This is a genomic window from Hypericibacter sp., assembly GCF_050729195.1.
Lineage (GTDB): Bacteria > Pseudomonadota > Alphaproteobacteria > Dongiales > Dongiaceae > Hypericibacter.
On the sequence record NZ_JBOHKS010000210.1, the window covers coordinates 14,769 to 28,967 of the forward strand.

At 66.6% G+C, this 14,199-nt stretch carries 15 protein-coding genes; 4 read left to right on the forward strand and 11 right to left on the reverse strand.

The genetic code is table 11. From position 1 onward, the window contains the following. Positions 1-48: 48 nt before the first annotated feature. From recO to folK, 9 genes are all read right to left on the reverse strand, one after another. Entirely contained in the window at positions 49-801 is a 753-nt protein-coding gene (gene recO, locus ACREE8_RS16340) for a DNA repair protein RecO (protein ID WP_431574076.1), read from the reverse strand. A gap of 264 nt (positions 802-1,065) precedes the next feature. Beyond that, the gene (gene era, locus ACREE8_RS16345) at positions 1,066-2,004 is read right to left on the reverse strand and encodes a GTPase Era (RefSeq protein ID WP_431574077.1); all 939 of its coding nucleotides are present in this window, start codon (positions 2,002-2,004) and stop codon (positions 1,066-1,068) included. Further along, a complete protein-coding gene (gene rnc / locus ACREE8_RS16350; protein WP_431574078.1) occupies positions 2,001-2,723 on the reverse strand; it encodes a ribonuclease III in 723 nt (240 codons plus the stop codon). The genes era and rnc overlap by 4 nt, the downstream gene beginning before the upstream one ends. Further along, a complete protein-coding gene (lepB, locus tag ACREE8_RS16355; protein WP_431574079.1) occupies positions 2,720-3,448 on the reverse strand; it encodes a signal peptidase I in 729 nt (242 codons plus the stop codon). The genes rnc and lepB overlap by 4 nt, the downstream gene beginning before the upstream one ends. Before the next feature lie 151 nt (positions 3,449-3,599). Beyond that, positions 3,600-4,007, reverse strand: a complete 408-nt coding sequence (acpS, locus tag ACREE8_RS16360; RefSeq protein WP_431574080.1) for a holo-ACP synthase — start codon at positions 4,005-4,007, stop codon at positions 3,600-3,602. Between the two features lie 25 nt (positions 4,008-4,032). Further along, a complete protein-coding gene (locus ACREE8_RS16365; RefSeq protein ID WP_431574081.1) occupies positions 4,033-4,800 on the reverse strand; it encodes a pyridoxine 5'-phosphate synthase in 768 nt (255 codons plus the stop codon). Between the two features lie 56 nt (positions 4,801-4,856). Further along, positions 4,857-7,010 (reverse strand): RelA/SpoT family protein, encoded by a 2,154-nt coding sequence (locus ACREE8_RS16370; RefSeq protein WP_431574082.1) that lies wholly within the window; start codon positions 7,008-7,010, stop codon positions 4,857-4,859. Positions 7,011-7,145: 135 nt separating this feature from the next. After that, positions 7,146-7,568 carry a DNA-directed RNA polymerase subunit omega gene (rpoZ, locus tag ACREE8_RS16375; protein WP_431574107.1) on the reverse strand — a complete coding sequence of 141 codons (423 nt, stop codon included), beginning with the start codon at positions 7,566-7,568 and terminating at the stop codon, positions 7,146-7,148. A 202-nt stretch (positions 7,569-7,770) separates the two neighbouring features. Then, entirely contained in the window at positions 7,771-8,289 is a 519-nt protein-coding gene (gene folK, locus ACREE8_RS16380; protein ID WP_431574083.1) for a 2-amino-4-hydroxy-6-hydroxymethyldihydropteridine diphosphokinase, read from the reverse strand. A gap of 175 nt (positions 8,290-8,464) precedes the next feature. Between folK and ACREE8_RS16385 the strand changes: the two genes are divergently transcribed. Together ACREE8_RS16385 and ACREE8_RS16390 are read left to right on the forward strand one after the other, a co-directional pair. Beyond that, on the forward strand, positions 8,465-9,061 hold the full coding sequence (locus ACREE8_RS16385) for an NYN domain-containing protein (RefSeq protein ID WP_431574084.1): 597 nt from the start codon (positions 8,465-8,467) through the stop codon (positions 9,059-9,061). Between the two features lie 111 nt (positions 9,062-9,172). After that, positions 9,173-9,760, forward strand: a complete 588-nt coding sequence (locus ACREE8_RS16390; RefSeq protein ID WP_431574085.1) for a uracil-DNA glycosylase — start codon at positions 9,173-9,175, stop codon at positions 9,758-9,760. A gap of 20 nt (positions 9,761-9,780) precedes the next feature. Here ACREE8_RS16390 and smpB read toward each other — a convergent pair whose 3' ends face one another. Continuing rightward, entirely contained in the window at positions 9,781-10,254 is a 474-nt protein-coding gene (gene smpB / locus ACREE8_RS16395) for an SsrA-binding protein SmpB (RefSeq protein ID WP_431574086.1), read from the reverse strand. Positions 10,255-10,279: 25 nt separating this feature from the next. Further along, positions 10,280-11,155 carry a 4-hydroxy-tetrahydrodipicolinate synthase gene (dapA, locus tag ACREE8_RS16400; RefSeq protein WP_431574087.1) on the reverse strand — a complete coding sequence of 292 codons (876 nt, stop codon included), beginning with the start codon at positions 11,153-11,155 and terminating at the stop codon, positions 10,280-10,282. Between the two features lie 340 nt (positions 11,156-11,495). On the opposite strand from dapA, the gene ACREE8_RS16405 reads away from it, so the two are divergent. Together ACREE8_RS16405 and ACREE8_RS16410 are read left to right on the forward strand one after the other, a co-directional pair. Then, positions 11,496-13,487, forward strand: coding sequence for a lytic transglycosylase domain-containing protein (locus ACREE8_RS16405; RefSeq protein WP_431574088.1), 1,992 nt, complete (start codon positions 11,496-11,498; stop codon positions 13,485-13,487). Beyond that, complete coding sequence (locus tag ACREE8_RS16410) at positions 13,484-14,176, forward strand: haloacid dehalogenase type II (protein ID WP_431574089.1); 693 nt, start codon at positions 13,484-13,486, stop codon at positions 14,174-14,176. The genes ACREE8_RS16405 and ACREE8_RS16410 overlap by 4 nt, the downstream gene beginning before the upstream one ends. The last annotated feature ends 23 nt before the right edge of the window (positions 14,177-14,199 follow it).

Consider the following 14,199-nt stretch of genomic DNA (forward strand, 5'->3'; position numbering starts at 1 on the left):
TCCTCTTGCGGATGGGCCCTTATCGGGTAGAGGAACCGAGGGCCGGAATCAAGGCGTCAGCGGCCGCTGTTCCCGGCGGCGCATCCGGTCGACGAAGCGCTCGCGCGAGGGCGGCAGGCCGCCCCGGCCGCCGACGGCCACCAGCGCGTGCTGCTCCAGAAAATAGCCGGTAAGAGCGAGCCCCTGCATCAGCTCCTCGCCTTGCGCCGTCCGAGCGGGGTCGGCCACGAAAGGCGGCAAGGGCAGCAGGCGATCGCGCCAGGGCTGGGCCGCCTCGGCCGCGACCGCCCGACCGCTCTTGGGCGAGACGAACGCCAGCCCCTCGGTCACGCCGGTGATGGCGCAGGAGGCGAGGTCGAGCCCATAGCCCAGATCGCCCAGCAGGGTGAGCTCCCAGCGCACATACGAGGAAGTCCAGCCGGGGCTTTCGCCTTCGAGCTCCTCGATGAAAGCGACCAGCCCGTCGAACACGCTCGGATGCGGCTCGCGCTCCGGCAAGGCGGCCTCGGTCACCGAGAGCGCCGAAGAGAGGCCCGCCAGGCGATCGGGATCGTCGAGCAGCCGCGCCGCGGGGCAGTCGAGCAGCTCGCAGGTGAGGTGGCCCAGATGCTCCGCGAGCCGCGCGCGCCAGACCGCCTGCACGCGATTGCCCGGCTGGTAGCGCCCGCCGGCCGACCGGCTCATGGCGCCCTTCACCAGCCCGGCATGACGCCCCTGCCCGCGCGTCAGCAGCGAAACGACCGCGCTGCCCTCCCCCAGAGCCCGCGTCGCCAGCAGGATGCCTTCCTCTTGCCATTCCATCGGGGGTGACCGGACTCACGATAAATATTCACGCCCCCCTTGCGGGAAGGGGTAGGGGGAGGGGTTTTCCTCGAGCACAAGCGCTGCTCCGCAAATGCTAGTGCCCATCTTCGCAGTTACAAAGCCGAACTGTTTTGGCGACGCTCTACGCGCGTGAGCATTCACGGCGCCTCAGTCGCATAGATCGAGAAGACCCCTCCCCCTACCCCCTCCCGCGAGGGGGCGTGGAATCTCTTGAGATCCCCTCGCCCTTAAGAAACCACCTCACGCGTCCCAGTCGAGGCCGAGGTCCCTGAAGCGTTCGCGTTCTTCGCTCCACCCCTGGCGGACCTTGACGGCGAGGAAGAGGTGGACCTTGCGCTCCAGCATTTCCTCGAGCTCGGCCTGCGCGGCTTCGCGCACCGCCTTGGCGCGCGTGCCGCCCTTGCCAATCACGATCGCCTTCTGGCCGTCGCGCTCGACCAGGATCATCTGCTGGATCTTGACGCTGCCGTCCTGGAAATCCTCCCAGCTCTCGGTCTCGACGGTGAGCGCATAGGGCAGCTCCTGATGGAGCTGCCGGAAGAGATGCTCGCGCGTGACCTCGGCCGCGAGGAGGCGCAACGGCACGTCGGTGGTCTGGTCCTCGGGATAGAGCCAGGGACCGGAAGGCAGGCGCGATATCAGCAGCTTCATCAGGTCCTCGACGCCGTCGCCAGTCTCGGCCGAGATCATGAAAATGTCGCTGAAGCACCCGGTCGCGTGCATCTCGGCGGTGAGGGCCAGAAGCCGCTCATGTTGTTTGACCAGATCGACCTTGTTGAGGGCGAGGATGATCTGGCGGTCGGACCGTTTCAGGTCCGCGATGATCCGCGTGGTCTCCTCGTCGGGCTGCTTGTGGCTGGTGTCGATCAGCAGCACGACGAGATCGGCATCGCCCGCCCCCTGCCAGGCCGCCGCCACCATGGCGCGGTCGAGCCGGCGGCGCGGCGCGAAAATGCCGGGCGTGTCGACGAACAGGATCTGCGCATTGTCGCGCATGGCGATGCCGAGCACGCGGCTGCGGGTGGTCTGGACCTTGGGCGACACGATCGAGACCTTGGCGCCGACCAGCCGGTTCACCAGTGTCGATTTGCCGGCATTGGGCGCGCCGATCACGGCGACGAAGCCGCAGCGCGTCTTCGCCGGCTCGTCTTTCTTCCTGGCGCTCTTCTTGAGGCTCATGGCTTGAATCCGTCGGGATCGATGCGGGCGAGGATCGCGGCCGCCGCGGCCTGCTCCGCCGCCCGTTTCGACTTGCCCGATCCGGTCGCCTTGCCATGGCCCTCGACCCGGACCTCGACCACGAAGCGCGGCTCATGCGCGGGGCCGGCGGTCGAGGCCAGCGCATAGGCCGGGAGGGCCAGGCCCTGCCCTTGCGCCCATTCCTGGAGCGCCGTCTTGGCATCCTGCGGCGGGCTGATTTCCTCGGCAACGAGCGGGCGCCAGGCCGGTTCGACGAAGCGGCGCGCGGCTTCGAGGCCGCCATCGAGATAGAGCGCCGCGATCACCGCCTCGCCGGCATCGGCCAGCAGCGCGGGGTTGTCGCGTCCGCCCGAGCCCGCCTCGCTCGCGGCCAGGCGCAGATGGCGGCCGAGGCCGATCGCCGCCGAGATGCGCGCGATGCTCTCGCGACGCACCAGCTCGGCGAAGCGCCGTGCCAGGGCCCCCTCGTCTTCCTGCGGAAACGTCCGATAAAGCATCTCAGCCACGATCAGGCCCAGCACGCGGTCGCCCAGGAATTCGAGCCGTTCATAGGTGCCGAGGCCGCGCCCGCCCTTCAAGCCGGCCAGGCTCGGATGGGTCAGGGCCGACAGCAGCAGCGACTTGTCATCGAAAACGTGGCCGAGGCTGGTTTCGAGCTCGGCGACCTCGGACCCGTTGATGTCGGGTCCCCCGCTCACCGCACCGCCTGGAACAGGCGATCGTAGCGGACGGCGCTGAACCATTTCCAAGGCTCGAGCCAGCCGGCGGTGCCGTCGGTCGAGAAGAACAGGAACTCGGCGCGGCCGATCAGATTCTCGGCGGGGACGAAGCCGACATCGCTCATGACGCGGCTGTCCTGCGAATTGTCGCGGTTGTCGCCCATGGCGAAATAGTGCCTCGGCGGGACGAGATAAGGCGCGGTGTTATCGAGGAACTCATGGTCGCTCGTCTCTAGGATCGGATGCTTCACGCCATTGGGAAGCGTCTCGATATAGCGCGTATAGACGCGGCCATCGTCGTCGGTATAGGGGCCGACTTCCTCGCGGGTGACCGGTGTTCCATTGATCTGGAGGATGCCGCCCACGACCTGGATGGTGTCGCCCGGGAGCCCGATGATCCGCTTGATATAATCGGTCTGGTTGTCGGTCGGCTTCTTGAACACCGCCACGTCGCCGCGCTCCGGCTCCCCGCCCAGGATGCGCCCGCTGAAGAGGTTGGGGCTGAAGGGCAGCGAGAAGCGGCTATAGCCATAGGAGAATTTCGAGACGAAGAGATAGTCGCCGATCAGCAGCGTCGGCTTCATCGAGCCCGAGGGGATGTTGAACGGCTCGTAAGCGAAGGTCCGGATCACCACGGCAATCAATACCGCATAGACGACCGTCCTGATGGTCTCGCCGAAGCCACCGGAATTCTTTCGCGCCATAACCCTCTACGCCGACTCAGATTGTGCGCCCCGCCGAGCCGGAGCCGCGCGGATCAAGCCAGTTAGCGGCACCCCATGTCAAGCGCACTTCCAGCCGCAGAGCGCCTGTCGAGCCCGGCCGGAACCCGGCAATTCTAACGGGATTTCAAGATTATCGAGGCCCGGCCGGCAAGGCCGAGATGATCACGAAGGCCTGGGCCTGCGGGTCGTCGTCGGTGATGGTCAGATCGATCTGGGCGACCATGCCCGCCGGCGTGATCTTCGCCAGCCGCGCCGCCGCCCCGCCCGTGAGCTTCATGGTGGGTTTGCCCGAGGGCAGATTGACCACCCCCAGATCCCGCCAGAACACACCCTGGCTGAAGCCGGTGCCGAGCGCCTTGGCGCAGGCCTCCTTGGCCGCGAACCGCTTGGCATAGCTCGCCGCCCGGTTGGCCCGCCGATCGGACTTCGCCCGCTCGATATCGGTATAGACCCGCTCGATGAAGCGTTCGCCGAACCGCTCGAGCGTCCGCTCGATACGCCGGATGTCGATGATGTCAGAACCGATACCGAGGATCATTGCGTTCAATCCTTGCAGGAAGGGGTCATGGCCGGCCCACGCTCTGCCGCGTGCCGCCGGCCTCCGCACGGGCCTGGTCCATGAGCTTGCGCATGCCGCGGATGGCGCTCTCGAAGCCGACAAAAATTGCCTCGCCCACGAGGAAGTGGCCGATATTGAGCTCGGCCAGGGTCGCAATCGCGGCGATCGGGCCGACGGTGTCATAGGTCAGGCCATGGCCGGCATGGCATTCGAGCCCCACGCCCTCGGCATGCGCGGCGGCGGCCACGATGCGGGCAAGCTCGCGATCGCGCGCCACGCCTTCGGCATGGCAATAGGCACCGGTATGCAGCTCGACCACCGCCGCACCGATCGCCTTGGCCGCGTCGAGCTGAGCCGGGTCTGCTTCGACGAACATCGAGACGCGGATCCCGGCCGCCGCCAGCTCCCGGACGAAGGGCTCGAGCTGGGCGCGCCCGTGCGCCACGTCGAGCCCGCCTTCGGTGGTCCGCTCCTCCCGCTTCTCCGGAACGATGCAGGCGGCATGAGGGCGATGCTTCAGCGCGATCGCCAACATCTCGCGGGTCGCGGCCATCTCGAGGTTGAGCGGCAGCTCGATCTCGCGCGAGAGACGTCCGATGTCATCGTCGGAGATATGACGGCGATCCTCGCGCAGATGGGCGGTGATGCCATCGGCACCAGCCTGGGCCGCGAGCCGTGCCGCGCGGACGGGATCGGGATGCGGGCCGCCCCGCGCGTTGCGGATGGTGGCGACATGGTCGATGTTCACGCCGAGGCGCAAAGAGCTTTTCATACGGATCTCATCCTTGGCCGAGGACGGGCACCGGCGACGCGCCGCATGGCCGGAATCTATCCTCGGGCCCTTTCGACCGACGATACGGTCGGAGTCGCGCGCAACGCGGCGATGATGTTGGTCAGGTGACGCACATCCTTGACCTCCACGTCGATCATCATCTCGAAGAAATCGAGCGACCGGCGCGTGATCTTGAGGTTCGAGATGTTGCCCTCGCTCTTGCCGATCACCGAGGAGATGTTGCCGAGACTGCCGGGCTCGTTGTTGAGCACCACATGCAGCCGGCCGACATGGACCTCGGGGTCGCCGGAGCCGTTGTCCCAGCCGACATCGAGCCAGCGTTCCGGCGCATCGGCGAAGGCCTCCAGGCTCTCGCAGTCGATGGTGTGGATGGTGACGCCCTTGCCGGTGGTGACGATGCCGACGATGCGGTCGCCCGGCAACGGATGGCAGCAGCCGGCGAAATGCAGCGCCATGCCCGGGATCAGGCCCACGATCGGGATCGCCGGGCCCTTGGCCTTCTTCGTCGCCTTCGCCTTGCCTCCCGAGGTCATCGGCCCGATCTTCGGCGTTTTCGGCGCGGCCTTGGTGCCGGGATAGACGGCGTGGAGCACCTCGCGCCCGCTCTGCAGGCCGGCTCCCACCGCCGCCATCAGATCGTCGCCGCTCTCGAATTTGAGTTTCTTGAGGACGCCGTCGATGCCCTTGGTGGTGAAATCGAAGCCCTCCTGGCGGAATTCCTTCTCCAGGATGGCGCGTCCGAGCTCCATATATTGCGTGCGCTGCTGGGTGCGCACGAAGCGGCGGATGCGCGCGCGGGCCCGGCCGGTGACGACGAAGCGCTCCCAGGTCGGCGACGGCGTCTGCGCCCTGGAGGTCACGATCTCGACCTGGTCGCCATTGGTGAGCACGCTCGAGAGCGGCACGATGCGGCCATTGACCTTGGCGCCGACGCAGGTATCGCCGATCTGGGAATGGACCGCATAGGCGAAATCGACCGGCGTGGCGCCGCGCGGCAGCGCGATCAGGTCGCCCTTCGGCGTGAAGCAGAACACCTGGTCCTGGAACATCTCGAGCTTGGTATGCTCGAGGAACTCCTCGGGCCCCGCCGCATGCTCCAGGATGTCGAGCAGCTCGCGCAGCCAGCGATATTGCTTTCCGTCGATGCGCTCGCCGTTCTGCTTGTATTTCCAGTGCGCCGCGACGCCGAGGTCGGCGACCTCATGCATGTCGGGGGTGCGGATCTGGATCTCGATGCGCTGGCGCTCAGGCCCGATCACGCCGGTATGGAGCGAGCGGTAATTGTTCGGCTTGGGCGTCGAGATGTAGTCCTTGAAGCGGCCCGGAACCATGGCATAGCGGCTGTGGAGGATGCCCAGCGCCTGGTAGCACTGGCCGACATCGGCCACGACGATGCGGAAGGCCATGATGTCGGAGAGCTGCTCGAAGCCGATATTCTTGCGCTGCATCTTGCGCCAGATCGAATAGGGCGATTTCTCGCGGCCCGAGATCTGCGCCTCGACCCCGCCCTCGGCGAGATCGGCCTTGAGCTTGTCGATGATGCGCGTCACCACCACCCCGCCCTGCTCGCGCAGGAACGACAGGCGCTGCTTGATCGACTTGCAGGCCTCGGGATTGATCTCGGCAAAAGCCAGATTCTCGAGCTCGTCCTTCATCCGCTGCATGCCGATGCGCTCGGCCAAGGGCGCGTAGATGTCGAGCGTCTCCAGCGCGATACGCTTGCGCTTGTCCGGGTCCTTGATGAAATGGAGCGTCTGCATGTTGTGCAGCCGGTCGGCGAGCTTGACCAGCAGCACCCGGATGTCGTCCGACATGGCCAGCACCAGCTTGCGGAAATTCTCCGCATGCTTGGTGCTGTCGGATTGCAGCTCGAGGCGCGACAGCTTGGTGACGCCGTCCACCAGCCGCGCGATCTCCTTGCCGAAGAGCTGCTCGATCTGCTCGAGCGTCGCTTCGGTGTCCTCGACGGTGTCGTGCAGCAGCGCCGTCGCGATCGACGCGCCGTCGAGCTTCATGCGGGTGAGGATTTCGGCGACGCCGAGCGGGTGCGAGAAATAGGGATCGCCCGAGGCCCGCGATTGCGAGCCATGCGCCTTCATGGAAAAAACATAGGCGCGGTTGAGGGTTTCCTCATCCGCGCCTGGATCGTAGCCCTTGACCAACTCGACGAGCTCGAACTGGCGGATCATGACCGCCATCCCGAGCCCATCGGACTCATCACATTGGAAATCGCGTGGAGCTTCGGCGCCCCAGCACCGAAGGCCCGCGTCCGGACGACAATCGTCGTGTCGCGGCGCGGGTCGGGTTCGATGCCGCCTGCGACGTTACTCCGGACGCCCACCCTGGTCTGTGCCCTCTTGGCCATCCTCGTTCGGGACGTCGAGGTCGCTCGCCTCGTCGGCGTCTTCCTCGAGGTCGCCCTCGTCCTGTCCATCGCCCTCGGGCAATGTTTCCATGATGTCGTTAAGGAGTTCCGTGCCTTCGCCGAAGCTGCCTTCGTCCTCGGTCGGCTCATCCACCTCGGCGACCTTCTGCAGGCCCTTGATGAGGCTCTGGTTGAGCGCCTCGAGGTCGATGGTCGTGTCGGCGATCTCGCGCAGCGACACGACCGGATTCTTGTCGTTGTCGCGATCGACGGTGAGCGCGGAGCCCGCCGAAATGTCGCGCGCGCGCTGCGCCGCCAACATCACGAGTTCGAAACGGTTGGGAACCTTAAGGACGCAATCTTCTACGGTAACGCGCGCCATGCGTCGCCCTCCAGCTAAACGGTCAAGGGATTGGTTGATGTGAATATAGGAAGCCGATTTCAGAAACGCAAGGATTCCGAAGCCTTTACGACACAATTTGGAGACAACGGAGGGAGCCGCCGCGAAGCCTGCGGCAGGGCTTGCCAAAGCCGGCCAAGCCCTTGATCGGCAGGCGCCAAACCGGCGCCCGCGTCCCCTCCCCTCAACCCTCGACCCGCCGGATCCTCTGGCCTTCGGGCAATCGCGCGATCAATTGCCGCACGGATTCCCCGGAGACCGGGTGGTGCCAGTCGGGGGCCACCTCGGTCAGCGGCAGCAGCACGAAGGCCCGGTCGGCGAGACGCGGATGGGGCAGCAAGGGGGGCTCGGGGCCGTCCCGCCGGCGGTCGCCATAGGCCAGCAGATCGAGGTCGAGCAGGCGGGCTTCGTTCCGGGCTCCCCGGATGCGACCGAACTCGGCCTCGACCCCATGAAGCAGGGCCAGCAACGCAGCGGGCTCGAGGGTCGTGGCGATGGAAGCCACGCCGTTCACATACCAGGGCTGGTCGGAGACCGGCATCGGTTCAGACTCCCACCAGGAGGAGCGCCGGAGGATCTGCACGCCCTTGGCCGCGATCGCCGCCAGGGCTGCCTCCAGCGTGACACGGGGTGCGCCGAACCGCGCGCTCGGAAGGTTGGCACCAAGTGCGATGAGAATCGTTTCTTTGCTGGAGGCGGTCATGGGGATAGGTCCGAAAGCCCGCTAAATCCGTAAGGAAAGCTGACGAACTCGCCTTGCCTGCAGTGCTCGACAGACCCAGATAAGCAAGGTAACGAATGCGCCCCGAGTTGATATCACATCGTTGCCACAGATAGATCGAGCCTGTTTTAAATCCAACACATCAGGGATAAAGAGAATGGTCAGTAAGTTTTTCTATCCCCAGGAGAAGGTCGCCATTTTCATCGACGGCGCCAATACCTACGCAGCCGCCAAAAGCCTTGGCTTCGACATCGATTACAAGCGGCTGCTGGAGCTTTTTCAGGCCGGCTGCCACCTCGTTCGTGCGTTCTATTACACCGCCCTGACCGAGAACGAGGAGTATTCCCCGATCCGTCCGCTGGTCGATTGGCTCGATTACAACGGCTACACCATGGTGACGAAGCCGACCAAGGAGTTCGTCGACGCCACCGGCCAGCGCAAGCGCAAGGGCAATATGGATGTCGAGCTCGCGATCGACATGCTCGAGATGGCTGAGCATATCGACCATGCGCTGCTGTTCTCCGGCGACGGTGATTTCCGCCGCCTGGTCGAAGCGGTCCAGCGCCGGGGCGTCCGGGTGACCGTCGTGTCGACCGTCCGATCCCAGCCGCCGATGATCGCCGACGAGCTGCGCCGGCAGGCCGATCGTTTCATCGACCTGACCGATCTCGCCGATCGCATCCAGCGCCAGCATCCCCAGCATTCGGTGCGTGGTCCCGCCGACGAAGCCGGCCGGTTGGTGCAGCCCGCCTGAGTTCGTGATACCAACCCGCCTATGACGCCCCCCTCCCTTCGAGCGGGGGCGGTCGGCGATCCACGGCTCGACCCGGGGGCCGACTGCCCCCGCTGTCCCCGCCTCGTCCAGATGCGCGAGCGCAACCGCGCGGCCGAGCCCGATTGGCACAATGCGCCGGTGCCGGCCTTCGGCTCGCTGGAGGCGCGGCTGCTGATCCTGGGCCTGGCGCCGGGCCTGCGCGGCGCCAACCGCACCGGACGCCCCTTCACCGGCGATTATGCCGGCGACCTGCTCTATGCCAGCCTGAAACGGAACGGCTTCGCGCGGGGCGAGTTCGAGCGCCGTCGCGACGACAGCCTCGAGCTGATCGACTGCCGGGTCACCAACGCCGTGCGCTGCGTGCCGCCCGAGAACAAGCCGGTGCCGGCCGAGATCAAGACCTGCAACGGCTTCCTGGCGACGGAGATGGCCGCCATGCCCCGGCTCAAGGCGGTGCTGGCGCTGGGCGGGATCGCCCATGACGCGCTGCTGGCGGCCACGGGCGAACGGCGCAGCGCCCACCGCTTCGGCCATGGCGCGGTGCATCGGCTGTCGGGCGGGCTGGTCCTCGCCGACAGCTATCACTGCTCGCGGCTCAACACCAACACCGGCCGCCTGACCGAGGCGATGTTCGATGCCGTGGTCGCCAATCTGAAAATGGAGATCGACCGGGCCTGACCCGGTCGCGGGGGGACCGGCTAGCGGTTGCGGTTGCGCATCTCGCGCGCCTTGTCGCGCTTCCAGTCGCGCTCCTTGATGCTCTCGCGCTTGTCGACCTTGCGCTTGCCCTTGGCGAGCCCGAGCTGGAGCTTGGCGATGCCGCGGTCGTTGAAATAGATCGCGAGCGGGATCAGCGTCATGCCGTCGCGCGTGATCGAGCCCAGGAGGCGGCTCATCTCGCGCTTGCGCACCAGGAGCTTGCGGGCGCGCCGCGGCAGATGGTTGAAGCGCGAGGCCGAGTCATATTCCGGGATGAAGGCGTTGACGAGCCAGAGCGCGCCTTCCTTCTCGACCGCGAAGGCCTCGGCGATCGAGGCCCGGCCCGAGCGCAGCGACTTCACCTCGGTGCCGAGCAGCATCATGCCGGCCTCGAGCGTGTCCTCGATGAAATAATCGTGACGCGCCTTGCGGTTCTGCGCAGCGAAACGTTGCGCCTCGAGATCGCGCGCCATGATCAGAGCCTGGTCAGTCTCGGGCTCAGTTCAGAAGCCCGACCGAGACCATGGCGCTCTTCACCTTCTGCTTCGAGCTGTCCGCGATCTCGCAGAGTGGCAGGCGCGCCTCGGCCGTGCCACGGCCGAGCAGGCTCGCCGCATATTTCACCGGCCCCGGGCTGCTCTCGCAGAACAGCGCCTTGTGCAGCGGGAAAAGCCGCTCATGGATCGCGATGGCCTCGGGGAAGCGGCCGGCCTGCCAGGCATCGTGCATCTGGGCACAGAGCCGCGGCGCCACGTTGGAGGTGACCGAGATGCAGCCATGGCCGCCCTGGGACAGGAAGGCGATCGCGGTGCCGTCCTCGCCCGAGAGCTGGCAGAACTCCGCACCGATCGCGAGCTTGGTCGAGAGCGAGCGGGTCAGGTCGGCGGTCGCGTCCTTCACGCCGACGATGCGCGGCAGCTTCGCCAGCCGCGCCATGGTCTCGACCGTCATGTCCACCGCGCTGCGCGGCGGGACGTTGTAGATGATGATCGGGATTTCGACCGCGTCGTGGATCGCCTTGTAATGCTGGTACTGCCCCTCGGGCGTCGGCTTGTTGTAATAGGGCAGCACGACCAGCGCGGCGGTGGCGCCCGCCTCCTTCGCATGCTGCGTCAGCTGGATCGCCTCGGCGGTCGAGTTCGAGCCGGTGCCGGCAACGACCGGAACCCGGCCCGCCGCCGCCTCGATGCAGAGCTCGACGACGCGCATATGCTCTTCATGGGAGAGGGTCGGGGATTCGCCCGTGGTGCCGACCGGAACCAGCCCATGGGTCCCCTCGGCAATCTGCCACTCGCAGAGATCCTGGAAGGCCCGCTCGTCGACCGCGCCGTTGCGCATGGGCGTGATCAATGCTGTGAAGGAACCCTTGAACATCGCTTCTCCTGGCGTCCGGTCGCCATAATTCGGCAGGAATGGGGAGACCTCGGGGCTGCGGCCGGACCAGGCCCCTGAACGGTCGGGGGGACCATACAAACCCCGCCCCGCCCCCGCAAGCCGCCTGACCCCGGTTCACCAGCCGCCGCCTTGTCCTGCGGCCGGCATCCAGCCATGGAAAAACCGCCCTCGCCTTCCAGCATGGAAGCCTGCGGTGGCCTGCGCAGTGGTAGGCTTGTTGGCACTTTGATAAGCATTAGGAAGCATGCTGGGCGACCGAGTCGCTCGACGCATCCGGCCCACTCGCTTACCGATCCGACCCGGAAAGGGGTCTTGTCTTTTGCGCGGCACCGCCGTTCTGCAGCGCCTTTTTCTGTTCGTGGCCCTGATCGCGGGCGCGTCCGTCCTTGGGCAGAGTGCCGCCGAAGCCAAGCTTCTGGGCGCCTCCGACAAGGCGATCTACGCCGACGCCTTCAAGCAGGTCGACAAGCAGAACTGGGCCAAGGCCCGGGAGATCGCGCAGCGGGCCAAGGAGAAGCTGCCGGCCAAGATGATCCAGTGGCTCGACCTGATCCGGCCCGGCCCCGGCCGGTCCTTCGACGAGATCACCAAATTCATGCGCGACAACCCGGACTGGCCCGGGCAGATCTCGCTGCAGCAGGCGGGCGAGCGGGCCATGCCGGGCGATTACGGCATCGCCGAGACGCTGGCCTGGTTCAAGGGCCGCGAGCCCCAGACCATCGAGGGCACGATCGCGCTCGGCCGCGCCTATGCGGCCGCGGGCCTGCGTGACGATGCCGCCCGGGTCGTGCGGGCCGGCTGGATCGAGATGTCGATCAGCCCCGACAAGGAGCAGGCCTATCTCGATCAATTCGGCGCCTTCCTGCGGCCCCAGGATCATCTGGCGCGCCTCGACCACCTGCTCTGGGCGGGCGATGCCGACGATGCCCGCCGCGTGATGGCCCGCGTCGACGACGATCACCGCAAGCTCGCCGAGGCGCGGATCCGCCTGATGACGGGCGGTCCCAATGTGGATGCCGTGGTCGCGGCAGTGCCGAAATCGTTGCAGAACGATCCGGGCCTGATCTATGAACGGGCCCGCTTCAAGCGCCGCAATGACGACGATGTGGGCGCCGCGGCGCTGCTCGATCCGCCGCCGCCGACCAATCCTTATCCCGTCCTGATGTGGAAGGAATATGAGTACGCGGCCCGCCATGCGCTCGAGCGCGGCGACATCTCGGTCGCCTACCGCCTCGCCGAGGCCCATGGCGCCGACGATGGCGCCGTCTTCGCCGATGGCGAGTTCCTCGCCGGCTGGATCGCGTTGCGGTTCCTGAACGAGTACAAAACCGGCTACGACCATTTCACTCGGCTCTATGCCGGCGTCGGATCGGCCATCAGCAAGGGGCGCGGCGCCTATTGGGCCGGACGCGCCGCCGAGGAGATGGGCGAAAAGGCCCTGGCGCAGGAATGGTACAAGAAGGCGGCCGAGAGCCTGTCCAGCTATTACGGACAATTGGCGGCGCAGCGGCTGGGCACGGCCGACGGGCTGAGCTTCCCGCGCCTGCCCAAGATCACCAATGAAGGCAAAGCCAAGTTCGAGAAGCTCGAGCTGGTGCGGCTGGTGCGGATGCTGGGCGAACTCGACGAAGCCGACCGCTGCCGCAGCTTCCTCCTGCGCCTGACCGAGCGGGCGAAGGAGCCGGCCGACTACCGCATGATCGCCGATCTCGCCGACGATATCGGCCGGCGCGATTATGGCGTCGCCGTCGCCAAGCAGGCCCGCACGCAGGGCGTGGAGCTGCTGGACTATCTCTATCCGATGCAGGCGCTGCCGGCCGGCGACAATCCGGAAGACGCGCTGATCCTCGCCGTCATCCGCCAGGAAAGCGCCTTCGACCAGAAGGCGACGAGCTCGGCGGGGGCGCTCGGGCTGATGCAGCTGATGCCGCGCACGGCCAAGCAGATCTCCAAGAAGCTGCAGCTTCCCTATAGCGATGCCAAGCTGACCAAGGATCCGACCTACAACATCAAGCTCGGCCGCGCCTATCTGGGCGACCTGGTCAACGGCTTCGACGGGTCCTATATCCTGGCGATCGCCTCCTACAATGCGGGCCCGGCGCGGGTGCAGTCCTGGATGTCCGAATATGGCGATCCGCGCGACCGCGGGGTCGATGCGATCGACTGGATCGAGACCATCCCCTTCTCCGAGACGCGCAACTATGTCCAGCGCGTGCTCGAGAACCTGCAGGTCTATCGCCACCGTCTGAACGGCAAAACCGAGATCGCCCTCTCGCTCGAGCAGGATCTCGGCCGGAGCGCCACCCCGTGACGGCGGCGGCCGCTGCGCCGCTTCGCTCCGTCCGCGCGTTCGTCTTCGACGCCTATGGCACCTTGTTCGATGTTGCCAGCGCCGCCGCCCGGCATCGCGAGGCGCTGGGCGATCGCCATGCCGCGTTGAGTCGCCTCTGGCGCCAGAAGCAGCTCGAATATAGCTGGCTGCGGACCTTGATGGGACGCCACGCCGACTTCCAGCAGGTCACCGCCGACGCGCTGGATTACGCGCTCGAGGCCCTGTCCCTGCCGGCGGCGCTGCGCCAGCGGCTGCTGGAGATTTATCTGGAGCTCGATGCCTATCCCGATGCGGCGGCGACGCTGCGTCTCCTGCGCGGACTGGGCCTCCAGACGGCCATTCTCTCCAACGGCACGCCCGCCATGCTGGAAGCCATCGTCGGCAAGGCGAAGCTCGCGGCACTGTTCGACGCGGTTCTCTCGATCGAGACGGTCGGCCGCTACAAGCCGGTTCCTCCGGTCTATCAACTCGCGGTCGATCGCCTCGGCATCGAAGCCGCCAGGATCGCCTTCGTCAGCGCCAATGGCTGGGATGCCGCGGGTGCCGCCGCCTTCGGTTTTCAAACCATCTGGGTCAATCGCGAGGCGGCGCCGCTCGACCGCCTCCCCGGTCGGCCGCTGGCGCAGGTGACGCAGTTGGCGGAGCTGCCGGATCTGCTTGGCGCATAGCCGCGAAGAGTGAGAAGCTTTCT

What these genes read in the sequence shown, in the direction of transcription:
- acpS (WP_431574080.1), bottom strand. Translation starts at nt 4,007, where the DNA reads ATGATCCTCGGTATCGGTTCTGACATCATCGACATCCGGCGTATCGAG.
- rpoZ (WP_431574107.1), bottom strand. Translation starts at nt 7,568, where the DNA reads ATGGCGCGCGTTACCGTAGAAGATTGCGTCCTTAAGGTTCCCAACCGT.
- ACREE8_RS16365 (WP_431574081.1), bottom strand. Translation starts at nt 4,800, where the DNA reads ATGAAAAGCTCTTTGCGCCTCGGCGTGAACATCGACCATGTCGCCACC.
- ACREE8_RS16370 (WP_431574082.1), bottom strand. Translation starts at nt 7,010, where the DNA reads ATGATCCGCCAGTTCGAGCTCGTCGAGTTGGTCAAGGGCTACGATCCA.
- smpB (WP_431574086.1), bottom strand. Translation starts at nt 10,254, where the DNA reads ATGGCGCGCGATCTCGAGGCGCAACGTTTCGCTGCGCAGAACCGCAAG.
- folK (WP_431574083.1), bottom strand. Translation starts at nt 8,289, where the DNA reads ATGACCGCCTCCAGCAAAGAAACGATTCTCATCGCACTTGGTGCCAAC.
- lepB (WP_431574079.1), bottom strand. Translation starts at nt 3,448, where the DNA reads ATGGCGCGAAAGAATTCCGGTGGCTTCGGCGAGACCATCAGGACGGTC.
- dapA (WP_431574087.1), bottom strand. Translation starts at nt 11,155, where the DNA reads ATGTTCAAGGGTTCCTTCACAGCATTGATCACGCCCATGCGCAACGGC.
- ACREE8_RS16390 (WP_431574085.1), top strand. Translation starts at nt 9,173, where the DNA reads ATGCGCGAGCGCAACCGCGCGGCCGAGCCCGATTGGCACAATGCGCCG.
- ACREE8_RS16385 (WP_431574084.1), top strand. Translation starts at nt 8,465, where the DNA reads ATGGTCAGTAAGTTTTTCTATCCCCAGGAGAAGGTCGCCATTTTCATC.
- era (WP_431574077.1), bottom strand. Translation starts at nt 2,004, where the DNA reads ATGAGCCTCAAGAAGAGCGCCAGGAAGAAAGACGAGCCGGCGAAGACG.
- recO (WP_431574076.1), bottom strand. Translation starts at nt 801, where the DNA reads ATGGAATGGCAAGAGGAAGGCATCCTGCTGGCGACGCGGGCTCTGGGG.